General features: G+C 34.2%; 22 protein-coding genes. 7 read left to right on the plus strand and 15 right to left on the minus strand.

The features are described 5' to 3' along the window. Positions 1–152 precede the first annotated feature (152 nt). The 10 genes from ACNQGX_RS10685 to ACNQGX_RS10730 form a co-directional block, all read right to left on the minus strand. Positions 153–2,021 carry a M61 family metallopeptidase gene (locus ACNQGX_RS10685; protein ID WP_417976102.1) on the minus strand — a complete coding sequence of 623 codons (1,869 nt, stop codon included), beginning with the start codon at positions 2,019–2,021 and terminating at the stop codon, positions 153–155. 76 nt (positions 2,022–2,097) lie between these two features. Next, on the minus strand, positions 2,098–3,495 hold the full coding sequence (locus ACNQGX_RS10690) for an alpha/beta hydrolase family protein (RefSeq protein ID WP_417976104.1): 1,398 nt from the start codon (positions 3,493–3,495) through the stop codon (positions 2,098–2,100). A gap of 1 nt (position 3,496) precedes the next feature. Continuing rightward, positions 3,497–3,841, minus strand: coding sequence for a hypothetical protein (locus tag ACNQGX_RS10695; protein WP_417976106.1), 345 nt, complete (start codon positions 3,839–3,841; stop codon positions 3,497–3,499). A 64-nt stretch (positions 3,842–3,905) separates the two neighbouring features. Beyond that, positions 3,906–4,184 (minus strand): DUF2805 domain-containing protein, encoded by a 279-nt coding sequence (locus ACNQGX_RS10700; protein ID WP_131915345.1) that lies wholly within the window; start codon positions 4,182–4,184, stop codon positions 3,906–3,908. A gap of 118 nt (positions 4,185–4,302) precedes the next feature. Beyond that, on the minus strand, positions 4,303–5,130 hold the full coding sequence (locus ACNQGX_RS10705; protein ID WP_131915344.1) for a sterol desaturase family protein: 828 nt from the start codon (positions 5,128–5,130) through the stop codon (positions 4,303–4,305). Between the two features lie 45 nt (positions 5,131–5,175). Then, positions 5,176–5,778 (minus strand): alpha-ketoglutarate-dependent dioxygenase AlkB family protein, encoded by a 603-nt coding sequence (locus ACNQGX_RS10710; protein WP_417976108.1) that lies wholly within the window; start codon positions 5,776–5,778, stop codon positions 5,176–5,178. 68 nt (positions 5,779–5,846) lie between these two features. Then, complete coding sequence (gene aqpZ / locus ACNQGX_RS10715; protein ID WP_131915342.1) at positions 5,847–6,554, minus strand: aquaporin Z; 708 nt, start codon at positions 6,552–6,554, stop codon at positions 5,847–5,849. A 17-nt stretch (positions 6,555–6,571) separates the two neighbouring features. Next, positions 6,572–6,937: a DoxX family protein gene (locus tag ACNQGX_RS10720; RefSeq protein ID WP_417976111.1), complete on the minus strand. Its 366-nt coding sequence runs from the start codon at positions 6,935–6,937 to the stop codon at positions 6,572–6,574. 83 nt (positions 6,938–7,020) lie between these two features. After that, on the minus strand, positions 7,021–7,917 hold the full coding sequence (locus tag ACNQGX_RS10725; protein WP_417976113.1) for an EamA family transporter: 897 nt from the start codon (positions 7,915–7,917) through the stop codon (positions 7,021–7,023). A gap of 223 nt (positions 7,918–8,140) precedes the next feature. After that, a complete protein-coding gene (locus tag ACNQGX_RS10730; protein ID WP_417976115.1) occupies positions 8,141–8,395 on the minus strand; it encodes a DUF2721 domain-containing protein in 255 nt (84 codons plus the stop codon). A gap of 142 nt (positions 8,396–8,537) precedes the next feature. On the opposite strand from ACNQGX_RS10730, the gene ACNQGX_RS10735 reads away from it, so the two are divergent. Then, positions 8,538–10,643: a TonB-dependent receptor domain-containing protein gene (locus ACNQGX_RS10735; protein ID WP_417976117.1), complete on the plus strand. Its 2,106-nt coding sequence runs from the start codon at positions 8,538–8,540 to the stop codon at positions 10,641–10,643. A gap of 42 nt (positions 10,644–10,685) precedes the next feature. On the opposite strand, the gene ACNQGX_RS10740 is transcribed toward ACNQGX_RS10735, so the two are convergent. Together ACNQGX_RS10740 and ACNQGX_RS10745 are read right to left on the minus strand one after the other, a co-directional pair. Beyond that, positions 10,686–11,201: a TlpA family protein disulfide reductase gene (locus ACNQGX_RS10740; protein WP_417976119.1), complete on the minus strand. Its 516-nt coding sequence runs from the start codon at positions 11,199–11,201 to the stop codon at positions 10,686–10,688. A 109-nt stretch (positions 11,202–11,310) separates the two neighbouring features. Then, positions 11,311–11,826, minus strand: a complete 516-nt coding sequence (locus ACNQGX_RS10745; RefSeq protein WP_417976122.1) for a YybH family protein — start codon at positions 11,824–11,826, stop codon at positions 11,311–11,313. Between the two features lie 382 nt (positions 11,827–12,208). On the opposite strand from ACNQGX_RS10745, the gene ACNQGX_RS10750 reads away from it, so the two are divergent. Continuing rightward, complete coding sequence (locus tag ACNQGX_RS10750; RefSeq protein WP_417976124.1) at positions 12,209–12,676, plus strand: hypothetical protein; 468 nt, start codon at positions 12,209–12,211, stop codon at positions 12,674–12,676. A gap of 240 nt (positions 12,677–12,916) precedes the next feature. Here the strand turns inward: ACNQGX_RS10750 and ACNQGX_RS10755 are convergent, their stop codons facing one another. Next, complete coding sequence (locus ACNQGX_RS10755; RefSeq protein WP_417976126.1) at positions 12,917–13,813, minus strand: TlpA family protein disulfide reductase; 897 nt, start codon at positions 13,811–13,813, stop codon at positions 12,917–12,919. A gap of 286 nt (positions 13,814–14,099) precedes the next feature. After that, positions 14,100–16,001 (minus strand): molecular chaperone HtpG, encoded by a 1,902-nt coding sequence (htpG, locus tag ACNQGX_RS10760; RefSeq protein WP_417976128.1) that lies wholly within the window; start codon positions 15,999–16,001, stop codon positions 14,100–14,102. 180 nt (positions 16,002–16,181) lie between these two features. Here htpG and ACNQGX_RS10765 point away from each other — a divergent pair, with 180 nt between their 5' ends. The 3 genes from ACNQGX_RS10765 to ACNQGX_RS10775 all read left to right on the plus strand — a co-directional run bounded on the left by ACNQGX_RS10765 (position 16,182) and on the right by ACNQGX_RS10775 (position 18,420). Continuing rightward, the gene (locus ACNQGX_RS10765; protein WP_417976130.1) at positions 16,182–16,658 is read left to right on the plus strand and encodes a lipocalin family protein; all 477 of its coding nucleotides are present in this window, start codon (positions 16,182–16,184) and stop codon (positions 16,656–16,658) included. Positions 16,659–16,672: 14 nt separating this feature from the next. After that, positions 16,673–17,368 (plus strand): YiaD family glycine zipper/OmpA-like lipoprotein, encoded by a 696-nt coding sequence (locus ACNQGX_RS10770; RefSeq protein WP_417976132.1) that lies wholly within the window; start codon positions 16,673–16,675, stop codon positions 17,366–17,368. Positions 17,369–17,472: 104 nt separating this feature from the next. After that, positions 17,473–18,420 (plus strand): ABC transporter ATP-binding protein, encoded by a 948-nt coding sequence (locus ACNQGX_RS10775; RefSeq protein WP_417976134.1) that lies wholly within the window; start codon positions 17,473–17,475, stop codon positions 18,418–18,420. 61 nt (positions 18,421–18,481) lie between these two features. Here ACNQGX_RS10775 and ACNQGX_RS10780 read toward each other — a convergent pair whose 3' ends face one another. Beyond that, positions 18,482–20,896, minus strand: coding sequence for a S9 family peptidase (locus tag ACNQGX_RS10780; RefSeq protein WP_417976136.1), 2,415 nt, complete (start codon positions 20,894–20,896; stop codon positions 18,482–18,484). 342 nt (positions 20,897–21,238) lie between these two features. Between ACNQGX_RS10780 and ACNQGX_RS10785 the strand changes: the two genes are divergently transcribed. Both ACNQGX_RS10785 and ACNQGX_RS10790 read left to right on the plus strand, forming a co-directional pair. After that, positions 21,239–22,246 carry a 3-oxoacyl-ACP synthase III family protein gene (locus ACNQGX_RS10785; protein ID WP_417976137.1) on the plus strand — a complete coding sequence of 336 codons (1,008 nt, stop codon included), beginning with the start codon at positions 21,239–21,241 and terminating at the stop codon, positions 22,244–22,246. Positions 22,247–22,404: 158 nt separating this feature from the next. Then, complete coding sequence (locus tag ACNQGX_RS10790) at positions 22,405–23,373, plus strand: type I phosphomannose isomerase catalytic subunit (protein WP_417976138.1); 969 nt, start codon at positions 22,405–22,407, stop codon at positions 23,371–23,373. Positions 23,374–23,752 lie beyond the last annotated feature (379 nt).

The following is a 23,752-nucleotide window of genomic DNA, read 5'->3' on the forward strand; positions in this document are numbered from 1 at the left end:
ACTTCGGGATTGAATCATGACGATTTTATTGGTGTTTATATTTTGGCGCAAAATAAAGAAAATTGTTGGAATGATTTTGGTAACGCGTTCAAATTTCACAAAAAAAATCCCAATTTATTTCTAAATTGGGATTTCCTGAATCATTTTTAAAATTATGCTTTTAACCAAGCTTCTTTCAAAGTTGTTTTTGAAGCATCAGTAGCTTTAAGACCTCCTTTTTCTTCATAAGGAAATTTTACCTTTCCTTTGATTACTTGTTCCTTACCGTCACGTTTTATTTTAACAGAAATAGCGTCGTTTTCTTTCCAGTTTTGGCTCTCCGTAATCATGTCATAAATATTGTCCAATGAGTACGGTTTTTCATTTATGGATATCAAAATGTCTCCTCCTTTAAGTCCTAAATTTGTATAAAAAACGTTCAGCTCCATATTAGGGATAACAATGATCTCTTTTGTTTGTTGATTCACCGTGATGTATGGTGATTGTCCTTTTAAGAATACATTACCGGGTACTTTTTCCATGGATTTAGTAACGCCAACTTTAGCCAAATAAGTCTCGTAAGGAATTGGAGTTGCTCCAGATACATAAGTAGCTAAAAAAGCTCCTACTTCAGGATAGGTAAATGAAGTTATTTTGGCAAAAAGTTCAATATCATTAAATGGTTTTGAAACGCCATATTCATTAGATAATTTTTGCATTAAATCAAGAATTCCTCTTTCGCCATTACTTTTTTCTCTGATAATGATGTCCAAACACATTCCAATAAGTGCTCCTTTTTCATATACGTTCAAGTATTGGGTTTTGTATGGTTCTGTCAACACATTAGCGCTCATCGTAGTGAAAGGCATCGTGTCATTCATGGCATTCGCATGTTCAATTTTTTCTGCTATACGCGTATAAAACTCCTCTTCGGTGATTAATCCTTGATTAATTTGAAAAAGGTTGGCAAAGTATTCTGTAACGCCTTCGTACATCCATAAATGCTCTGACATTTTAGGCGTGTTGTAATCAAAATAATGAATCTCTTTAGAATGAATAGTCAGCGGAGTTACAATATGAAAAAATTCATGCGAAACCACATCTTTCATTGATTTAACCAATTCTTCTTTTGGCATCATTTCAGGTAAAACAACAGTTGTTGCAGTAGGATGTTCCAGTGCTCCAAATCCTTTGGCATCAGTAGGTGTCATGCTTGATAAGTACAACAACACGCTGTATTTTTTTGTAGCATTGATTTTTCCTAAAAAGGTTTTTTGAGCGATCATCATGGTTTTCATCTCAGGAGTAATGCTTTCGGCAGTCACTTTTCCAGTAGGAGAATAAACACCAATCAGTATTTCCATGCCATCCACTGTGAAAGTAGTATAGTCCGGTTTAGCATACATGATAGGGTTTTCAACCAATTCAGCATAACGAGGTGTTGTAAATACATCATTCGTTGTGCTTGCATCTTGATCCGTCATTGAAGTGGCTCCCCAAAGTGTTTCAGGGTGTGCAATACTAACAGTATAGGGAAGGTCTTTTTTGTCTTGAAAATAGCCTACAAAACCGTGCATGTTCAGCATAAAGTTTTTTCCTGCATCTATATTTGTTCCCGCTGGCGAAAAAATGTCGTTTTTGCCAAAACCGCCACCTTTTTCAGTGTCAAATGTGTCGTTTACCAAATAGGTGATTTTTACCAATGTTTTGGCATTTTTAATATTCCAGGTATTGTCATCAGTTTTGGTAACTGGCAGCATATTTCCTTTGTAGTCAAATGCTTTTAAATCCTCAATATATTTTCCATAATCATCTACAGAATATGTTCCCGGAACAATTTTAGGAATGCTATACGTCACTTCATCCATGCTGATTTTTGGGGATGTAATTGAGACAAGTACTTTGTCATCCTTTACATTATTCAAATTAATAGCAACTTTTACGGCATCAGTAATAAATTTTGAATCATTAGTTGAAGTACTGGCAGTTTTACAGCTCCAAAGAACAGAAGCAAATGCTAGTGCAAAAAATATTCTTTTCATTTTGTGTGATTTTATTTTAAGTGTTAGTCTTCCGGATTATAAAATTGTTACAAACTTGAACGCTTTTATAAAGAGATTATTGGCGGGAATTTTTATTTTGGTTTAGTATCCATTTTGTAATTTCGTCTAATGCTGTCGGTGAAAAAGTCTGTTCGATTTCGGCATATTCATTTGGGGAACCCGTTTTGCATTCTTGAAATAAATGATTCAAGTTTGGAAACTCTTTTATTGTTACTTTTTTATTTCCACCCTTTTCAAGCGCATTTTTTATTGCGGTCAAATTTTCTTTCGGAGGAACTTGCAAGTCTTTTTCTCCATTCACTGCCAAAACGGGACATTTCACTTTTTCTAAAATTATTGCAGGGTTATATTTTATAAAGTATTCCATCCAAGGATTTGTCATTTGATCCACTTGAAGAGAAACAAATTCATCATCTGTCATGTTTTTTGGTTTATTATCATTTAAAGTCTCCTTTATGTATTTTGTCAAATCCGTTTTTAAAGTTGGAGTGTCTTTTGATTTTAAAACTATTTCAAATGCTTTTGAATTTGTTTTTTTATTTTTTTGTATTTCTGTTTCAGATACACCCGAAGCTTTTGCAATTAATTCTTGTTGTAGCAATAACAATTGGTCGCCTGGAATCCCTGTCCCAGCCAGCAAAACAATACAATTCACGTCTTTCGATTTGGAAGCTACCATAGGCGCAATAATTCCGCCTTCACTATGTCCCACCAAGCCTATTTTATTTTTATTAATTTCTTTTCTTGTTTTTAAATAAGCAATAGCACTTTCAACGTCTGATGCAAAATCTAACGAAGTTGCAGTTTTGAAATCTCCTTTCGATTGAGCAACTCCTCTGTCATCATATCTTAACACCGCTATTCCATTTTTGGTTAAATAGTCTGAAATTACGAGAAATGGTTTATGTCCCATTAATTCCCCATCTCTATTTTGTGCGCCACTTCCGCTTATTAGAATTACAACGGGATAATTGCCTTCCTTTTTTGGCAATGTTAGCGTTCCCGCTAAAACTATTTTATCTTTTTTGTTTTCGAAATTGATTTCTTCTGAATAGTAGGAATAGGGTTTGCTTGGTTCTTGAGGTCTTACATGAACTTTTTTTTCTATTTTTCCCCTAGATAAATCCATCGGAAAAGATTGTCCGTTTTGCATAAAAGTTCCAATTATAGCTTTTTCTTTTAGCTCTCCATTATATTCAATTCGTGCGTTGGCAACTTCTAATTTCAATTTTGAATTCTCAAATGCAGTTGTAGTAACGGGAATGCCTTTTGCGCCTTGGTCAGGACTGTCCATTGTAGCACTAAAACCATTCTCAGTTTTGGAAATATTAATGACAATTCTTAATGAAGTGCCTTGAACTTTTAAAATTCCATTCCATTGTCCAGTGATGTCTTGACTGTAAATAGTTAACGATGTAAAAACGGTAAGTAAAATTAGTATTGATTTTTTCATTTTATTTTGTGTTTAATAAGTTCATTATTTGTTCCGGATTTTCGACTTCAATGATCAGTTTATTGTAATAGGAATCTTTGAGGTCGACAATAATTGCTTTTTTTTTATTGCAAACATCCCAAAAATTGCGTTTTCCTTTTTTTATATAAGTTCCAGCTGTAATAACCCATGGTAATTGGGTACCGGGCATTTTCCAACCGATCCAAAAGGTAAATTCATCATTATTTTGATAGGCTCGGATTATTTTATCTTTCGGTACTCTAATCTTATTTTCGAAAGCCCAAAATTTATGACTTCCGAGAATATCAAAAACAAATTCGTTCTCGTTTGATGTTACAGCTACCATTATTAAGTTTGTAAAAGTGTATGGGTATAAAAACAAAAACTCCCGAATTACAGGAGTTTTATTTTTAGTCTAATTTGTTTTTTATGTAATATTTTCCATCCAAATCTTCATCAAAATCATCTATTTTAACGGGTTTTGGTTTTGGTTTATTTGCAGTAGCTTTCTTTTTCCACATTTCAAATTTTTCTGCCGGCAGCTTCTTTTTCATAATCTCCAGAACTTCTTTTTCTGCTAAACCAAATTCTTTTTTTATGATTTCAAAAGGATTTTTTTCTTCTAAAGCCAATGTAACAAGTTTTTCTGTTTGCTCCCAGTTCAATTCTTTACGGTTACTCTTTTTCATCACGTGAAAATTAATTCAAATAAGTTGTTAATGATTAATAAATGGCATTTCTAATTTCATTCAATATTAAGAAAAAAAATAATTACTTTTTCTCAAAAGATCATTTTTTTTATACTTTTTAACTATTTTCCTTCAATGGTTGTTTTTGAAAGGGGATTTTTAATAAATTTTTTAATTCATTGTGCTCTTCAGGTTTCGGGTGTGTGTCGATACCGTAGATGATTTCTTCTTTTGGAAGCGTCATAAAGGTTCCAAAAAGCCGGTCCCAAATAGAAAAGATATTTCCATAATTGCTATCAGTATACGGTAAAACATAGTGATGGTGAACTTTATGCATATCAGGAGAAACGATAAAATAACTCAAAATAGTATCTAGTTTTTTAGGTAATGAAATGTTAGCGTGATTGAATTGAGTCGCCACAACGGATAATGTTTGGTAAAGAAAAACCATCCACATGGGACTTCCTACGATTAAAACTCCCAGTGTTGTAAAGGTAAACCTGATGACACTTTCTCCGGGATGATGCCTGTTTGCTGATGTGGTGTCAATCCAAGTATCGGTGTGATGAATCAAATGGAAACGCCATAAAAATTTAGTTTTGTGTTCTACTAAATGTACCAGATAAGCGCCAATTAAATCCAGTAAAAGCAATCCGATAAGCGCATAAAGCCACAAAGGCATTTCAGGCAGCCACTGTAAAATTCCAAAATTAGCAGCAATAGTCCAATCGGCTGATTTTAATAAAATAAACGCCAAACAAAAATTGATTACAATAGTAGTGAAAGTCATAAAGATATTAATACCCGCATGATGCCATTTTTTGTACGTGAAGTTAAAAAGCGGAAAAGCATTTTCTATCAACCAAAAAAAAGTGATTCCCCCAACAAGAATTAAGCTTCTGTGTGAGGATGGAATTGTAGAAAAATAAGCAATAATATCATTCATAATTGGAGTATTTATTCCAAATTTAATGATTTTTATTGAAAATAATTATTTGATTACTCGAAAGGTACCATTTATTCTGGGGCCAATGGGTTTTGCGGTTTTTGGGATTTGGTGTTTCCAGTAATGCTGCGTTGTTCCTTTCATTAGTAATAAACTGCCGTGTTCCAAAACGATACTTTTTTTCTGGTCTTTGTAGAGATTATGTTTCAGTTGAAACGTACGTTCCGCACCAAAACTTACAGAAGCAATTATTGGGTTTATTCCTAATTCCTTCTCATTATCAGCATGCCAGCCATTACTGTCTTTTCCGTCGCGGTAGTAGTTGAGTAAAACGGTTGTGAAATTGGCATCGGAGACATTTTCGATTTTCGTTTTTAACTTTTGCAAAAGCAAATTCCAAGGATGCGGTTGCATTTTTATATTCGAATAAGAGTAGGGTTTTCCTTCATTTCCAAATAAAGCCGTCAATCGTGGTTGTAAATGCTTTTTGCCAAATACTGTGATTTCGTCCTGTTGCCATGGAATAGTATTCACTAATTCATTATAAATAGCATCAGCTTCCTTTTTATCAAAAAAAGCAGGATAATAAATGATTTCCGCATCAAGTAAATTAAGACGTATGGGTTCCGATTGAAAAAGTGAATTCATTTTACAAAAATAAAGAGAAAAATGTAACGTTGAAGCTTCATTTTTCTCTTTAGAATAAATTATTCGGGTTATGCTTCTGAAGTATCCTGTAACAGATTTTTATATATAAATCCGGCCACAATGGCTCCCAGAATTGGCGCAAGCCAAAACAGCCATACTTGGGATAAAGGCTCGCCACCTACAAATAATGCCTGTGACAATGATCTTGCCGGATTTACGGAAGTATTGGTGATGGGAATACTGATTAAGTGAATTAAGGTCAGGGCAAAACCGATGGCAATTCCTGCGAATTTTCCGTTGGCAAACTTATCGGTTGCGCCAAGGATAACCAATACGAAAAATAAAGTCAACACAAATTCAGCTATAAAAGCCGCTTGCATCGAATACCCGTCCGGAGATAAAGTACCAAATCCATTGGAAGCAAAAGCACCCGCTTTAGTATTGTCTATCATAAAACCTGCTTTCCCGGAAGCAATCGTGTATAAAGTTCCGGCTGCGGCAATGGCGCCAACACATTGCGCAATAATGTAGGGTACTAATTCTTTGGCAGAGAATCTACCGCCTGCCCATAATCCGAAAGAAACAGCGGGATTAAAATGACCTCCTGAAATATGGCCTACCGCATACGCCATGGTCAAAACTGTTAAACCGAAAGCCAGTGAAACTCCTGCAAACCCAATTCCTAAATCAGGAATTCCAGCAGCAAAAAGTGCGCTGCCACAACCGCCAAATACCAACCAATACGTTCCAAAAAATTCTGCAAATAGTTTTTTCATAATAGATTAGTTTAAAGTTAATTGTTGAATAATGTGTATTGAAAAGCCCAATACATTAAAAATAATTGTAAAGGCATTCGAAGCAGTAAAACCCATTTTGGCAAGCCCATTCTTGCTTTCTCGTCAAAATACATATAGAGATGCGTTGGAAAAATGGCAATCAATAAGGCTATAATTCCCCAAGCAGCATAGTTTGAAAGTAAAGGAATACAGAGTGCGATACCTAAAATTATTTCAGCTAAACCACTGATGTAGTTTAATAATTTTGGATTCGGGAAATAAGGCGGGATGATTTTTAAATAAAGGCGAGGGTTTCTGAAATGATTAATTCCGGCTAATAGGAAAACAAAAGCCATTATATATAAATGCCAAGGTAAATTCATAACAAGAATGTTTGTTGCGAATTTATAAAAATTTTAACAGGATTAACGCTATTGTATGGATGATTTTATCTTTAGATGGAAATCTAGGCAGTTTTCTTAAAGTTTACATTCATAATCACAATCGCCAGAATAATTAATACAATTCCAAACCATTGGATTAGAGTCACGTTTTCACTCAAAAGAAAATACGCCATTAGTACAGACACGGGAAGTTCCAGTGCTGAGACAATACTTCCTAACCCAATTCCTGTGAGTGGGAAACCGGCATTGAACAATAAAGGTGGAATTATAGTCCCAAAAAGAGCCAGTATTATTCCCCATTTCATGAAAATGTCAAAATTGAAAGGGGTAGTTTGTGTCGCAATTGCAAATCCGGTGACAATAACTGCACCACCAAGAAGCATAAACAAACTGCGTTGTGCCGAGGAAATGTGCGTTGCCACACGATTAGCGGTAAACATAGTTGTTGTGAAGGAAGTCGCAGATAAAAGCCCTAAAACGATACCGCGCCAGTCTAATTCTACTTTGCTTTGAATAAGATTTGTGGCAAGTGCGGTTCCAATTAATACAATGACTACGGAAACTATTTTTTGAGTGGAAGGTCTTTTCTTTTCTAAAATCATTTCGAATAAAACGCCCATCCAAACCGTTTGCATCAGTAAAACAATAGCAATGGAAACAGGAATGTATTTTACCGCCAGATAATAAAAGATACTAGTCATTCCCAGGGAAGTTCCGGCAAGCATTAACTGAGTAATGTTTTTCTTGGAAGCTTTTACAACGTCATTCCCTTTTTTAGCTTTTTGGAAGGTATTAATAAGCAGTATTCCCAGTATTCCATAAACAAATTGAGCAATGGTAACTTCGGGTGTGGTGAACCCTTCGCCGTAGGCTATTTTTACAAAAGTAGCCAGCATTCCATAGCTAGTTGCGCCAATACCTACTAAGAAAACTCCTTTTAATACACTATTCTTTATCATTTTTTTCAATTTTAAAAAGCGGGCAAAGGTAGGGTTTAGTTCTTAGTTATGAGTTATAAATTAGGAGTTAATATTTGAGACATTAATTCTGTTTTGATTACGCTTCGCAATGAGGCGATTATAGATAAATCTAAAAGGGTTGCTCAGTTGAAAGTTAATTTTATAAATAGATTTTTAGGTTTTGGGATTTTGAAGAGTTGAGAATATATCAAGAATGGGAATTTTATTTCACTTCTTTATCGATTAAATCACTCAAATGCAATCGCAATGTATTTACAGAAATACTAATTTTTAAAAATGATAATCTTAATAAAATCAGTGAATTAAGTAAGCTAAGCCCAAAAAGATAAATCCCATCCGTTTGCTGTTCCAAGAACAATAAAAGCATGCAAAACGGAAAAAAAAACAGACTCAAAATATTTGCCATTTGCATATAGCGAATCAGTGTCAACCGTAAATTCAGGTTTTTGATTCCCAATTAACGAGTTTCAAAGGTCGTTGATTCTGAATAGAAATAGGTCTTTTAGATATATGAAATAGAGCTGTTCTCTAAATTATTTTTCATTTCCAGTAACGTTTTGTTTCATGGCAAGACTAAATGGATAACACAAATGGAAACAATGAAAAAAAAATATTTACTGAGTATGCTGTTTTTAGGGGCGGTATTTACAATCACGGCTCAAGAAGCACCCAATAAAGCAGTGGAATTGAATGAAGTTGCGATTGTAAAAACTAAAAAAGCAATAGAACAAAAAGCCGATAGAACCATATTTGATTTTTCTGACCAGCCCAGTTTGAATTCCGGATCTGTACTAGAAGGGATTAAAAAACTACCCGGACTTATCGCTTCTGATGTTGCTGGGATGTTGTATCAAGGCAAGCAGTTAGATGTTTTTATGGATGGAAGACCGCTCAATATTACCTCTAACGAGTTAAATTCTTTTTTGGAAGGAATGCCTGCAAATGCTATTGAAAAAATTGAAATCATAACACAACCAGGTGCTGAGTTTCCTGCTACTTCGGGTGGCGCGATTATGAACATCATCACCAATAAAAATGCCAAGAATTATTTAAGCGCGACATATACGAACAGTACTAATTTTACAAGTTACGACCATTTGCGATGGAGAATCAATAATAGTTTGTTATTGAGTGCTAAGAATAAATATTTTGGATGGCAATTGAATGTTGGACAGAATTACAGAGAAACTGCGGTGTGGACTTCATTGACCAAAAAAGAAAACAATGCAACCTCTTTACTTTCTGCTACCAATGCCGATCGTATCGGGCGAACTAATTTCGTGAAATCAGCACTGACTTTTGATATTGGCAACGACCGATTATTATTTAATTACGATGTAAATTACAGCAACAATAATAGTAATACATTAGGAAATGGTCCCGGATTTAGTACCAATGATGATTCCTTTACGGATGCTTTGCGTCAGGATTTTGTCGTTACTTTCCAAAAGAAGTTCGAGAATAAAGCTAAAAAAATGGATTTTAGACTGAATTATAACAGCAATCAAAATGATTTCACACTCAATTCAAGAACTGATAATGTTGCAATATTAGATAATGCTTCAACACAACGATTTTATAACGCTAAATTTGATTATTCCCAACCCATTGCATTTTCAGATGAAGGAAAAATAAGTTTTGGAGGTTTGTATGAAACGCTTCTTTTTGAAACCCAAAATAAGGAAATTGTCAATCTGGATTATCAACGAAAAACGGCAGCAGCCTATGGAGAATTACAATCTAAATTTGATAAGTTCAATTTTATTATTGGCGGTAGAGCCGAGGACTATAATATTACCGGTAAAACCAACACAGCCAATTTAATTCCATTCAAACAGTTTCGCTTTTTTCCAAATGCGAGTGCCCAATATAATTTCAGTAATTCCGTTCATTTTAATGTCAATTACAACAAGAAAATCAGTTTGCCAAGTACTTCCGCTTTAAATCCAAACAACACTAATTATCAAAATCCAAATGTGGATTACGCTGGAAATCCTAATTTGCAACCTACCATTTTCGATAATTACGAAGCAAAATTAAGTGCTTTTGATTACGCTTTCATCGGGTATAATGTTAGCTCTGCCAAAAATCATGTAATCAACAGAGTATTGCTTACAGATGATGTTGTTGTAAATACAAGTGTAAATGTCCCGCAAATTAAAATCCACAACTTTAATGTGGGAATGCCTATTCCGTATATGTTGTTTACAAAAGGACTCAAAGAAACCATGAAGATGAATGTTAATCCGGATAAGATGAACTTTTTGTATGTGTATACTGCCTATCAGTTTCATCAAATACCGGAAATTACGACCAATGGTTTTTGGATGTTTAATTTGATGTCTCAAATTCTGTTGCCAAAAGACATCAAGTTTGTAGCCAACTTTAATTATATCATGTCTAAGGGGAATTATTTTTATTTTATTGCAGAGAAGCCTTTTAATAACACTTTGGACTTAACGTTTTCTAAAAAGTTTTTCAAGGATCAATTATCGGTTTCCATAAGTGCAGATGATGTGCTCAATTCAAATCGATTTGTTTTCAGCTCTTATAATACGCCGTTGTTATTGGCTAATAAAAACGATACGCGTCGATTTGGGTTTAGTATAAATTACAAAATCCCGACTAAAAACAAACTGGCTAAAGAAGATCCTAATTTATTAAATAAAGAGAAAAAAGAAGAGGGAGGCCTTTTAAATCAATAACAGATTATTTTTTTAGGACTAGACAAAATTGAAAAATCTACATTAATTCTTTAGCAATTCATTGATTTTTTCTTTCATTTTTTCAAATTCTTCAGGAGAGTATCCAATTGATGTATATACAATAATTCCGTTTTTATCAATAAGGTAATTCCTTGGGATATATTGTGTAGCAAATAAATTATAAACGGATTTGTCTTTATCGGCATAAATAGGAAAATCAAATTTCTTTTTATCTCGAAATAGGTTTACTTCCTCCGCTGAATGTCCTCTTCCGAAACTCATTAAAGCAAAATTTTTATTTTCTTTGTATTTGGTCCAAACTTCCTGTTGTAAAATTGGCATTTCGACCATACAAGGACCGCACCAAGTTGCGAAAAAATTTAGTAAAACGACTTTTCCTTTTAAGCTAGAAAGATTAATTGTTTTTCCTTTTTCTAATTTTATGGTAAAGTTTGGTGCTTGCTGCCCTTCTGATACTACATTACTTTTTTGATAATCTTGTCCATAAATATTGGCTAAACTCATAAATAAACAAACTAAAATAATTCTTTTTTTCATGTTTTTTTAATTTTTATTGTAGCTAATGTACAAAAAAACCTGCAACTTTATGTTTGCAGGTTGTTTGTAATCGATCCGATTCATATCTAATAATCCAAAACCGAATTGTCTATTTGGATGGAGGAGGAGGCATACAGGGCAAATCAGAATTAAAACAATCACGGAAAAGTTTCCATTTTCCATCTTCCATTTTCCATAATTCCAATGCCTTTCCACGGTCGATTTCTTTTCCGTCTTTGTCGGTCATAGACCATTCTTCTTCCACGGTCAGCATCATCTCATCGCCCCAAACTTCTACGGGTTTTATACTTAAATTAATCTCCCCGGCTTTGATATATCCTGCTATTGTTGTTTGGATGTTTTTTCTTCCGGATACCGCTTTCTGATTCGAAGGCATGAATTTGGCATCAGTAGCATAAGTCATGGCGGCTCCTATCGAGTCCCCTTTATTAAATGCATCAGTAAAAATCTTGTTTTCTTTTGCAATCGCCTCCTTGGCAGCGATTTTGTCAAATGTGGTTTCTTTCTCTTTTTGGGAAGTATTACAACTAACCAATACCAATAATAGTGTTGTTACTGTGACAGACACAATTGTGGATTTAATAAAATTTAAACTTTTTCTCATGGTTGCATTTTTTTAGATTAAAAATTGATTTTTCATAAAAAGCACCATAAAGATATTGATTATTTTAACATATTTAACATGAGTATCTTTATAATTATTTGAATAGTAATTTGTTATGTTTTAAATATATTGTGATACTATTTTTTGATTGTAACAAAATTGCAGTTTTGATAAGCAAAAAAACTTCAAGAATGAACTTGTATTTTACTGTGTTTTCGTTGTTAGTATTTTTGAATGCGGAGTTGGATGAGTTGTCAATTTGCAGTATCTCGGTACGTTTTTAAAATAATATAATTTTTTGGTAGGGTAAAGTGCTTTATAGTTGTCTTACTATTGAAGTTAGAAATAAAAAAGATAGTAACTGTAATAAAAATTTATAATCATGAAAACAATTAAATCTTTACTGATCCTACTTTTTTCGGGAACAATAGCAACAGTACATGCACAAGAAGCCAGTGTGAAAAGTGAAACAAACATGAATGTCAATCCGGATAAAATTACTTATTATCAACAAAGAGGTAGTCAAGATGCCAATTATGAGTTGACATTTAAGGCTAAAACTAAAGCCGAAGAGAAAGTTTTTTGGAAAGAGCAAAAAGAGTACGAAAAGGAGTTAAAGAAAAAGAATAGAAAAGCGTATCAGGCCTATATTGCCAGCAAGCAAGATGTTTATACAATGCATCACTCTCATTGTGATGTCCATTGTCATCACAGCGATTCCTTTTATGGACACGCAGGATTTTATTATTATGAATATGATCAAAGAAATTATCAAAGAAGACCAAGCAATACTTCAGTAAATACACAAATAGGTGTGCGCGCCCCCAGCGTACGATTAGGTATTTTTTAATATATTGAAGTTTGCAAAAAGCCGTTTTTTCTTGTTTAGAAAGAACGGCTTTGCTGATTTTACAGCAGGTATTTTGCATTGTACTCTGTTATAAGGAATCCTATTTACGACAAAAAGTAAACTCGTTCCAATTAATGTGTACATCATTTTAGTTGGATTTATTTATCTGTTTTTGTTTGGGGGCACGAACACAATATTCTTAACGTAATGACATTGCTATCGCTAAGTTGGGTAAAGCTTTCATTTAATTATTTCGTTGATTTTTTGTTCAATTTTTTTTAAATTTTCAGGACTAGCTCCAATTAGTTTTTCAACAACTTTAAGGTTTTGATCAATTACTAAATTAGTTGGAAATGATGTGATATTATAATCATCTTGGTTTACTAAAACAATTTGATATTTAAAAGGATGTTTAGGGAGAAAACTATTAGTAAGTATTTCTTTAGTTGCATCAATTACAGGAGCAATAAAAACTATTTCTTTACCTTTCATTTTTTCCACTAAATTATTAAGCTCTGGTATTTCAGCGATGCATGGTGGACATCTTGTTCCCCAAAAATTAAGAACAATTACTTTACCTTTCAATGAATCAGAGGAAAGTAAGTTACCATTGATGTCTGTAAACGAGAAAGGAGTGATGGGTTTTCCTATTTCGTGCGATATTCGTTTACCAAATTTTGGATCTATAAACTTTGAAAAAACAGTATCTATAGTAGGAATCTTTTTTATTATCTGGTCAAACTGTACTTGATTAGAATAAGCATTTGTGAAAAACCAATTTTTACCTTTGTCATTAGATATTCCAAAAATATATCCATCCTGATTGTTATTCCTTTCTAAAAATAAAGCTTGATATTGACCATTAACAGTTGAAGTTTTTAGAACTTTTATTATTTCAATTTTATCGGTTTCATTGTTTTTATATTTCTTATATAAGTCTGCAAGTTCTCCTTTTTTTGCAATGTCATTACCATAATCTTGTGGAAAGACATAATTAACATAATTAAGAAAATCTTTACTATTGTAAAAAGAGGTCATTTTGTTAGCGTTTAATAGCGCACTTTTTTCTACATTATTTTGCGACCATAGATTAACAAAAATCAGTAAAAATAATGCTGAAAATGTAGTTTTTTTCATTGTGTTTTAGTTATTTATAAAATTGGTAAAATCACACAAAGCCACTTAATTTTAGATTTATATGATTATACTCTTTTTCAAATATATAGAAAAAAACTACAAAATAGAGAAGTGATTGTGAAATAATAGTTTCTAGCCTAGCCCTGATAAAGCCGATATCCTCGTAGCGGAGCGAAGAGATAAAGGCGAAAGCAGGAGGGAAGTATTTATGAAAAATCGTCATTCTGCTCCAAAAAAAAAGCTGCCCGATGTGGACAGCTCTTGATATTTTAGCGTTTTGCTGAAATTATTTAATCATCTCAAAACTTCTCTTCACGAACGCCGTTAATGCTTCGCCTTTCAAAAGATTTTGTGATAATTTAGCTAAGTCTAACGCTTGTTTTACCAAACTTTCCTGAGCGTCTTTGTCTTTGTTGTTTAGAATGCTTGTTGCCAATTCAGAATTGGTATTTACCACTAAATTGTACATTTCCGGCATATTTCCCATTCCGAACATTCCACCGCCACCAGACTGACTCATTTCTTTCATTCTACGCATGAATTCAGGTTGCGTGATGATAAATGGGGAAGCATTGCTATCTAAAGCTTCCAGTTGTACAGAATAGGTTTGTTTAGGAACAATAGCTTCCAAAACGGTTTTCAAGTTCGTTTGTTCTTCCTCAGATAATTTAGAAATAGTAGTTTCCTCTTTCTTGATTAAATTATCAATATGATCCGAATCGACACGCACAAAAGTCATGTTGCTGTTATCTCCTTCAATTTTTTGAATTAAATGCGAGATAATTGGAGAATCAAGCAACAATACTTCATATCCTTTGTCTTTTGCAATTTCGATATAAGAGTGTTGCGCTTCTTTATTTCCTGCATATAAAACCACTAATTTCCCGTCTTTGTCCGTTTGATTAGCGGCTAAGTTTTCTTTTAATTCTTCCAGTGTGTAAAATTTGCCATCAACTGTTGGATATAAAACAAAAGCGCCTGCTTTTTCGTAGAATTTATCTTCAGAAAGCATTCCGTATTCTAAAACGATTTTGATATCGTTCCATTTTTGTTCAAAATCTTCACGGTTTTCAGTAAACAAAGATTTTAATTTATCGGCTACTTTGCGCGTGATGTAATTTGAGATTTTCTTCACCGCAGCATCAGCTTGCAATCCAGAACGAGAGACGTTCAATGGAATGTCCGGTGAATCAACAACACCTTTTAGCATCATTAAAAATTCAGGAACAATTCCTTCTACATTATCCGTTACATACACTTGATTTTGGTACAATTGGATTTTGTCTTTCTGAATTTGTAAATCAGAACCTAATTTTGGAAAATACAAAATACCGGTTAAGTTGAACGGATAATCTACATTTAAATGAATGTGGAATAACGGTTCTTCAAATTGCATCGGATACAATTCATGGTAGAAATTCTTGTAATCCTCAGCTGATAATTCAGTTGGTTGTTTGGTCCAAGCCGGATTTGGGTTGTTGATGATGTTGTCTACTTCAACTTCCGTAAACGTTTCTTCTTTGTTTTCAGATTCAACAAATTCACCCTTTTTTTGCTCTATTTTTTCCTTTTTTGTTCCAAATTTAATTGGAATAGGCATGAACTTGTTGTATTTATTCAACAGTTCTTTGATTTTGTATTCTTCCAAGAATTCCAAAGAATCTTCGGCGATATGCAAAATTATTTCTGTTCCACGAGAAGTTTTGTCAGCAGGTTCTAATGTAAATTCCGGGCTTCCGTCGCAAGTCCAGTGTGCAGCAGGTTCGTCTTTGAACGATTTAGTGATGATTTCCACTTTTTCGGCAACCATAAAAGCGGAATAAAAACCAAGACCAAAATGTCCAATAATTCCAGAATCCTTAGCCGAATCTTTGTATTTGTCCAAAAATTCTTCTGCACCGGAAAATGCCACTTGGTTGATGTATTTCTCCACTTCATCCGCAGTCATTCCTAAACCTTGATCGATGATGTGCAGTTTTTTGCCTTCCTTATCAATTTTTACTTCGATAATTGGGTTGCCGTATTCTACTTTGGCTTCGCCAATGCTTGTTAAATGTTTTAATTTTAAAGTAGCATCAGTACCATTAGAAATCAATTCACGCAAGAAAATTTCGTGATCACTGTATAAGAATTTCTTGATTAAGGGAAAGATGTTCTCTACCGAAACATTAATTTTACCTGTTGTCATATTTTGAATTTTTAAGTTTATTTTAATGGATATGATCCTTTCAAATAGAATACCAATTACAATTGAAGTGACAAATTGTCGTAGGCGTTAATTTTGATATAAAATAATTTAATTTTGAAACAATTTTCTTTTCATTGCATTGTATCTTTGTGTAAGTATTAATTCATTAAATTTAAGAAAATGAAAAAAATAATTTTATTATGCACGTTAGCTGTTTTGATGTTTGCCTGTAAGTCAACATCAGTGACAAGTACGAATACAGATAGAAAAACTCAAGTTGCAATGAAAGGAAATTGGGAAATAAGTTCCGTAACGTATCCAGGGTCACAATATATCAAAGTGAATAGTTTTCAACTTGCGGATTCAGAATGTTTTGTCGGAAGTACATGGACGTTTATTTCGAATAATAACAAAGGGAATATGGCTTTGACAAAAGCAAATTGCGCATCATTTAGCTCGCCAATTACTTGGTTTGTAAATAATGATGGACAGTTTATCCTAAAAATTCTTAATGCTGGTGAAAAAGCAAGAAAAGTTAGAGATGGTTATATTTTATACGTAGCCAATCAAACAGAGTCTTCTTTTCAGTTGATTGATAAAATCGATGTTGGAGGGAAAATGACGAATGTAGTGTACCAATTTCAAAAAGTTAATTAATAAAAAATTCAGATATGAAAAAGATTTCAATAGTTGCAATGGCAACAATAATGGTTATAGGTTCCATGTTCACCAGTTGTGAAGCAGTAAAAAACACCAATAAAACACAAAGAGGAGCCGTAATTGGAGCCGCAGGTGGTGCGGTGTTAGGCGGAATTCTTGGGAACAATCTTGGAAAAGGAGGAAAAGGTGCCATGGGAGCAGTATTAGGTGGTGTTATTGGTGGCGTTGCCGGTGGTGTTATTGGTAACAAAATGGACAAACAAGCAAGAGAAATCGATGCTGCGCTTCCGGGAGCTGAAGTAGTTCGTGTAGGAGAAGGAATAAAACTGGTTTTGAATGAAAATGCTGTGCGTTTTGATACTAATAAATCTTCCTTAACTGCTACTGCAAAAGCAAATTTAGATAAATTAGTTCCAGTTTTCAAAGAATATCCAGATACTAATATTACTATTTATGGATATACTGACAGTACTGGTTCAGCTGATTACAACTTAAAACTTTCAGGAGAAAGAGCAGCGTCAGTTAGAAATTATTTGACTAGCAAAGGGGTATCTTCTGGTAGATTTCAAGTAACTGGTTTAGGAATTGCTGATCCAATTGCATCAAACGAAACGGTTGACGGCAGAAGTCAAAACCGTCGTGTTGAATTTGCTATTACTGCAAATGAGAAAATGATTAAAGATGCAAAATCGGAGGTTAAAAACTAAGCATAAAATGCTATAAAAACAAAGGCTGTTTCATCAAGAAGCAGCCTTTTTTTGTGCCTAAATTCGAATTAAACATTGTAAATTTGCACTCTTAAATACAGATGATGCTCGAGATAAAAGATATTTCCTTCACTTACATTGATACCCCCGTTATTGAAAATGTTAGTTTTACTATTGCCAAAGGTCAAAACACCGCTATTATTGGCGAAAGCGGTTGCGGTAAAAGCACCTTACTAAAACTCATATACGGATTATATGATTTGGATAATGGAGAAATAACCTATAATGAAAAACCCATTTTGGGACCCAAATACAATCTTGTTCCGGGAGAAGATTACATTAAATATTTAGCACAGGATTTCGATTTGATGCCTTACATATCCGTAGAAGAAAATGTGGGCAAGTTCTTGTCGAATATGTATCCTGACGATAAGAAAGCCCGTGTTCAAGAGTTATTAGAAATGGTAGAAATGACTGCTTTCGCAAAGGTAAAAGCGAAATTCTTAAGTGGCGGACAGCAACAACGAGTGGCCTTGGCCAGAGTTTTGGCTCTGGAACCGGAAATTATTTTGCTCGACGAACCTTTCAGCCAAATTGATTCTTTCAGAAAGAATTCACTTCGCCGCAATTTATTCCGTTACTTAAAAGACAAAGGCGTTACCTGTATTATTGCCACGCATGACAGCACTGATGCTTTGTCTTTCTCTGATGAAACGATTGTGGTTCAAAACGGAAAAGTAGTGGCGAAAGGAGACTCAAAAACCTTGTATGAAGATCCGGCTAATAAATACATTGCTTCTCTTTTTGGGGAAGTAAATGAGTTAAAATTGTCTCAATTAATAGATCTTGAGGATGACGATGACGCAGCACTTTTATTGTATCCGCATCAATTAAAAGTGGTGGACAACGCAATTATGAAAGCAGTTGTGAAACAATGTTATTTCAAAGGAAGTCATTATTTGGTTAAAGCAGCTTTTGAAAGAAGAGCCATTTTCTTTGAACATGATTCAGCATTAGAATTCAATGAGGAAGTATACTTGATGTTATCTTAAAAATAGAAAAACCCCGAAATCATATCGATTTCGGGGTTTTGTTTTTTATGTGAAGTTTGAATTAATTCTTCAAATACTTTTCTAAGAACTGATCTTGTTCCCAAAGCAAATGCAAAATATTCTCTTTGGCTGCATAGCCATGACTTTCTTTTGGAAGGATCACCATTCTTGCCGGAGCTCCCAAACCTTTCAAAGCCTGAAAATAACGTTCGGTTTGCAAGGTGAACGTTCCCGGATTATTATCGGCTTCACCGTGTACTAAAAGCATTGGTGTTTTCATTTTGTCGGCATTCATAAACGGCGACATCGTGTTATAGACCTCAGGAGTTTCCCAGTAGTTGCGTTGCTCGCTTTGGAATCCAAAAGGAGTTAACGTTCTGTTGTAGGCACCACTTCGAGCAATTCCACAAGCAAAAAGATTAGAGTGGGTCAATAAATTAGCCGTCATAAAAGCGCCGTATGAGTGACCTCCAACCGCTACTTTTTTTCTGTTGATGTATCCCAAAGCATCTACCGCATTAATCGCCGCTTCTGCATTGTCTACTAATTGCGTCATGAAATTATCATTTGGCTCCGTTTTTCCTTCACCTATTATAGGAAAAGCAGCATCATCAAGGACTACATACCCTTTGGTTACCCAATATACGAAGGAACCATAATTAGGAAATGTAAATTCGTTTGGGTTTTGCGTGCTTTGTCCCGCTGAATTTTTGTCTTTGTATTCTGCTGGATAAGCCCAAATCAATAATGGCATTTTCTCTTTTTTCACCTTATCATAACCAACAGGTAAATATAAAGTTCCGGATAGTTCAACACCATCTTTACGCTTGTATTTAATGACTTCTTTACTCACGTTTTTGATGCTTTCAAAAGGGTTTTTGAATGCTGTGATTGGTGTCAGTTTGTTTTTTTGTTTGATGTTCCTAAGGTAATAATTCGGATACTCATTTTTAGACTGGATTTGTACTAAAACCGTTCCTTTTTTGAAGTCTTCAATCTCCAATAAATCCTCTTTTTTATCCGTGTAAGCTGAGGTATAAAGACGATTTGATTGTAGTGTTTTCAAATTATACGCTGTGATAAAAGGAAATTGCCCGTTTTTAGTAAATCCGTCCCCAATAAGAAATGCATTGTCATTTTCGATAGCTAAAACATATCTGTTGTATTGGTTTTTTCTGGTTTCAAAATTCCCTGGATCTGAATACACATCCTGAGAGTTTCTGTCGAAAATTACTTTTGGAGCCTGACTTGGATTCGATGGATTGATTAAATAAGTTTTGGTATTACGCGTGTCATACCATTCATCTGAAACAACAGCAACGTTGTCATTCCCCCAAATCATTCGGCTGTAGCGTTGCGGTGTTTTTACCAATGAAGTAGCTGCTGCGTCAAATGGTGCGTTCCAAAGAAAAACTTCGTCTCTGAATTCCACTTTATTTGCAGGGTCTCCAGCGTCTAAAGCTTCAGCGTAAACTAATGTTGCCGGTTTGTCCGCTCTCCAGCTCATGTTTCTTTTTCCTTTGCGAACTGCCATAAATCCTTTAGGAATAATTTCGGTTAGTGGTACTTCATTCACAACTTTTACTTCGTTTCCAGTTTTGTCGTACACTACTGATTTTGACGGAAAACGGTTCAACGGAACGATGTATGAAAATGGTTTTTGAATGGTAGTCAGCATGATATAATTTCCATCAGGAGAGAAACTTTCTCCGGCATACATATCCGCATTTTTGAATAAAGTTGCCGTTCCGTTCAGGTTTATTTTGTACAATTCAGAAGTGATGATATTCTCAAAATTGATTTCATCATTCTTGTTTTTCAACATGTCCGGATAGGTTCTGTTTTGAGATTTAGCACCATCGGCATTTGAAATTATCGGGCCGGTTGGTAAATCTTTTTTCGCGTCCAAAAGTGCAGGTCTGTTTTTCGGTAACATTTTTACCAAAATAGTCTCGTTGTCATTCATCCAACTGAATGGATTGCCAAGATTAGCATTTACAGTAGCCTCTGTTAGTCTGGTGGCTTTCGCCGAAGCTACATCGATAAACCAAAGTTCAACTCCAGAAGCTGTAGTATGGGAAAACAAGATTTTTGTATCATTTGGAGACCAAGAGATATTACTGATACGAGGATTTGTTGGCAAACCTACAACCTGTACTTCTTCTTCTTTTTCTTTTATTTTACGTAATTTAAGGTTGTTAATATACGTAACGGTACTCGAAATATTAGTGATTGGATTAATTCTCAATCCTCCTAAACGCAATTCGTCTTGGTTTAAATCGTCCAGTGATTTATACGTATTTCTATACGTGAGTAACATATATTCTTTTTTGGTATCCATTGATACCGAAGGAGCTCTTTCATAATCAGCCAAATCAGCGATTGATTTGGAAGGTTTTTGATAGGTTAAATTTTCTTGGGCAAAAGTGGTTAAACTCAAGCCCAGAAACAGGAAAAAAGGAATCTTTAACTTCATAGTTTGAATGATTTTAAATTATTTGGTATTCTGAATTATTGGTCTAAAATAATTCAATGTTGTTACATCTGGAAACAAATATTTCTTTTTAACGTTTATGCCTAGCCCAGATAAAAGTGAAAATCCTTTTCTTGTATCGTTTTTTAACGATACAAGAAAAGATTACTTCACTATATTTTTATTTTAATTGGAGTTCAGTGAATTTCATTTGTAGCGGATAGCTGGGAAAAGCTCCTAAAAAACAGATATAAATGATAAGTTGTCAAAAAAAGAGTAATTTGTGGGCTCATATTTTTAAGTATGTTTAAATTTGCACTCTTATTTTAATAAAATAACAATAGTATGTATCATTCAAAAATAGCAGGATTGGGTTATTATGTTCCCGAAAACGTGGTCACTAATGACGATTTATCAAAAATTATTGATACCAATGACGAATGGATTCAGGAACGAACAGGGATTCAGGAAAGAAGACACATTATAAGAGGGGAAGATACAACGACTTCTATGGGCGTGAAAGCTGCCAAAATTGCGATAGAACGTTCTGGTGTTGCTGCAGCAGATATCGATTTTGTGGTTTTTGCCACATTGAGTCCTGATTTTTATTTTCCTGGCCCAGGAGTTTTGGTACAACGTGATTTGGGTTTAAGAACCGTTGGCGCATTAGATGTAAGAAATCAATGTTCCGGATTTATTTACGCGTTGTCGGTTGCGGATCAATATATCAAGACCGGAATGTATAAAAACATATTGGTTATTGGGTCTGAGGTACATTCCACAGGATTAGATATGACCACGCGTGGACGTGGCGTTTCGGTAATTTTTGGAGATGGAGCAGGAGCGGCCGTTTTGAGCAGAGAAGAAGATTTGACCAAAGGGATTTTATCCACACATTTACACTCCGAAGGACAACATGCCGAGGAATTAATTGTAAAAGCCCCCGGAATGGGAGGCCGTTGGGTTACTGATATTTTGGCTGAGAACAATCCGGATGACGAAAGTTATTTCCCGTATATGAATGGACAATTTGTATTTAAAAATGCCGTGGTTCGTTTCAGTGAGGTAATTAATGAAGGACTGCAAGCCAATAATCTACAGGTTTCGGATATTGATATGTTAATTCCGCATCAGGCGAATTTGAGAATTTCTCAGTTTATTCAAAAGAAATTCAATTTGACGGATGATCAGGTCTATAATAATATTCAAAAATACGGAAATACAACTGCAGCCTCTATACCGATTGCTTTAACCGAAGCATGGGAAAAAGGAAAAATAAAATCAGGAGACACCGTTGTATTAGCTGCATTTGGAAGTGGTTTTACGTGGGGAAGTGCTATTATTAAATGGTAGTGTGACTTTTAGTTGTCGATTGTAATCGTATTGTTTTTCATATGATAAAACCCGAAGTAAGCTACTTCGGGTTTTTCTGTTTATGGTCTATTGTATGAATTATAACTATTTTTATATATTTGCTAAAACGATTTAGTAATTCATAAAAATGATGACAGATGAGCATAAAATTTTACCCATTACAGTTTGAACCCATTTTAAAAGAAAGAATTTGGGGCGGTGAAAAACTAAAAACAGTACTCAATAAGCCAATTGCATCAAAAATTACCGGAGAAAGCTGGGAGTTATCCACAGTGGAAGGTGATGTAAGTGTTGTTGCCAACGGGAAATTAAAAGGGAAATCATTAACCGCAATAATCAATGAATCGCCAAACGAAATTTTAGGAACGGAAGTTTATAAAAGATTCGGAAAACAATTTCCGTTGCTTTTCAAATATTTAGATGCTCGCGAAGACTTGTCCATACAAGTACATCCTAATGATGAGTTGGCTAAAAAACGTCACAATTCTTTTGGTAAAACCGAAATGTGGTATATTATGCAAGCCGATGTTGATGCACGAATTATTGTAGGTTTCAATGAAAACTCGAATGCCAGCGAATATTTAGAAAATCTAAAAAACAAAACCTTGCTTACTTTACTGGAGGATGTAAAAGTAAAATCAGGTGATGTTTTCTTTTTAGAAACCGGAACCGTTCACGCAATTGGTGGCGGATTGGTGGTGGCCGAGATTCAACAAACCTCTGATATTACGTATCGTATTTATGACTTTGACAGGGTAGATGCAAAAGGGAATACTAGAGAATTGCATGTTGATTTGGCTTTGGAGGCTATTAATTATAATAAAGTTGATACCTATAAACAATATGACAGAGCGCTCAATCAATCCAATCCTGTTGTGGATTGTCCTTATTTCACCACTAATTTTCTTCCATTGGACGGGAAGATTACTATTAATAAAACAGGAAAGACATTTACGGTTTATATGTGCATTGACGGTATTTTTGAAATAGAGTTTGATGCTACTCGTTTTCGATATAAAAAAGGAGATACGATTTTAATTCCCGCCGATATGGACACATTCATTCTGGAAGGAAATGCTTCAATATTAGAAGTATTTATTTCATAAGGAATCTAAGGCTCTGTTAAAAAATAACTGATACATTTTGTCTCGTTCTTTAGCTCTTTTTCTGCGTTGAAAATTCTTTAAATAGTGGTGCTATTAAAAAAATTTTCGCCTTAAAAATAACAAAATAGCATCGCCAATTCTGCACCATTTATTTCTTAACAGATCCTATGTTTTGAAAGAAATGGATTAATTTATCAAGTTTACGATTAGTTCAGAGTTAAATTTTGTACTGATTTATTAATTAGTCAGTTATAGGAATATCGCTGTATATGGCATTAATCACTCTGTTTTTAATGGTTTATTAACTTTAAAAAAACATTTTGTTTAAAAAAAAATAATTACTAAAACGATTTTGTAACTGTTTTTATATATATTTGTG

Origin of the sequence: Flavobacterium glycogeni (assembly GCF_048286775.1) — a bacterium.
Lineage (GTDB): Bacteria > Bacteroidota > Bacteroidia > Flavobacteriales > Flavobacteriaceae > Flavobacterium.

Excerpts from the sequence above, each read along its gene's own strand:
- ACNQGX_RS10685 (WP_417976102.1), bottom strand. The coding sequence starts at position 2,021 with ATGAAAAGAATATTTTTTGCACTAGCATTTGCTTCTGTTCTTTGGAGC.
- ACNQGX_RS10690 (WP_417976104.1), bottom strand. The coding sequence starts at position 3,495 with ATGAAAAAATCAATACTAATTTTACTTACCGTTTTTACATCGTTAACT.
- ACNQGX_RS10695 (WP_417976106.1), bottom strand. The coding sequence starts at position 3,841 with ATGGTAGCTGTAACATCAAACGAGAACGAATTTGTTTTTGATATTCTC.
- ACNQGX_RS10700 (WP_131915345.1), bottom strand. The coding sequence starts at position 4,184 with ATGAAAAAGAGTAACCGTAAAGAATTGAACTGGGAGCAAACAGAAAAA.
- ACNQGX_RS10705 (WP_131915344.1), bottom strand. The coding sequence starts at position 5,130 with ATGAATGATATTATTGCTTATTTTTCTACAATTCCATCCTCACACAGA.
- ACNQGX_RS10710 (WP_417976108.1), bottom strand. The coding sequence starts at position 5,778 with ATGAATTCACTTTTTCAATCGGAACCCATACGTCTTAATTTACTTGAT.
- aqpZ (WP_131915342.1), bottom strand. The coding sequence starts at position 6,554 with ATGAAAAAACTATTTGCAGAATTTTTTGGAACGTATTGGTTGGTATTT.
- ACNQGX_RS10720 (WP_417976111.1), bottom strand. The coding sequence starts at position 6,937 with ATGAATTTACCTTGGCATTTATATATAATGGCTTTTGTTTTCCTATTA.
- ACNQGX_RS10725 (WP_417976113.1), bottom strand. The coding sequence starts at position 7,917 with ATGATAAAGAATAGTGTATTAAAAGGAGTTTTCTTAGTAGGTATTGGC.
- ACNQGX_RS10735 (WP_417976117.1), top strand. The coding sequence starts at position 8,538 with ATGAAAAAAAAATATTTACTGAGTATGCTGTTTTTAGGGGCGGTATTT.
- ACNQGX_RS10740 (WP_417976119.1), bottom strand. The coding sequence starts at position 11,201 with ATGAAAAAAAGAATTATTTTAGTTTGTTTATTTATGAGTTTAGCCAAT.
- ACNQGX_RS10745 (WP_417976122.1), bottom strand. The coding sequence starts at position 11,826 with ATGAGAAAAAGTTTAAATTTTATTAAATCCACAATTGTGTCTGTCACA.
- ACNQGX_RS10750 (WP_417976124.1), top strand. The coding sequence starts at position 12,209 with ATGAAAACAATTAAATCTTTACTGATCCTACTTTTTTCGGGAACAATA.
- ACNQGX_RS10755 (WP_417976126.1), bottom strand. The coding sequence starts at position 13,813 with ATGAAAAAAACTACATTTTCAGCATTATTTTTACTGATTTTTGTTAAT.
- htpG (WP_417976128.1), bottom strand. The coding sequence starts at position 16,001 with ATGACAACAGGTAAAATTAATGTTTCGGTAGAGAACATCTTTCCCTTA.
- ACNQGX_RS10765 (WP_417976130.1), top strand. The coding sequence starts at position 16,182 with ATGAAAAAAATAATTTTATTATGCACGTTAGCTGTTTTGATGTTTGCC.
- ACNQGX_RS10770 (WP_417976132.1), top strand. The coding sequence starts at position 16,673 with ATGAAAAAGATTTCAATAGTTGCAATGGCAACAATAATGGTTATAGGT.
- ACNQGX_RS10775 (WP_417976134.1), top strand. The coding sequence starts at position 17,473 with ATGCTCGAGATAAAAGATATTTCCTTCACTTACATTGATACCCCCGTT.
- ACNQGX_RS10780 (WP_417976136.1), bottom strand. The coding sequence starts at position 20,896 with ATGAAGTTAAAGATTCCTTTTTTCCTGTTTCTGGGCTTGAGTTTAACC.
- ACNQGX_RS10785 (WP_417976137.1), top strand. The coding sequence starts at position 21,239 with ATGTATCATTCAAAAATAGCAGGATTGGGTTATTATGTTCCCGAAAAC.
- ACNQGX_RS10790 (WP_417976138.1), top strand. The coding sequence starts at position 22,405 with ATGAGCATAAAATTTTACCCATTACAGTTTGAACCCATTTTAAAAGAA.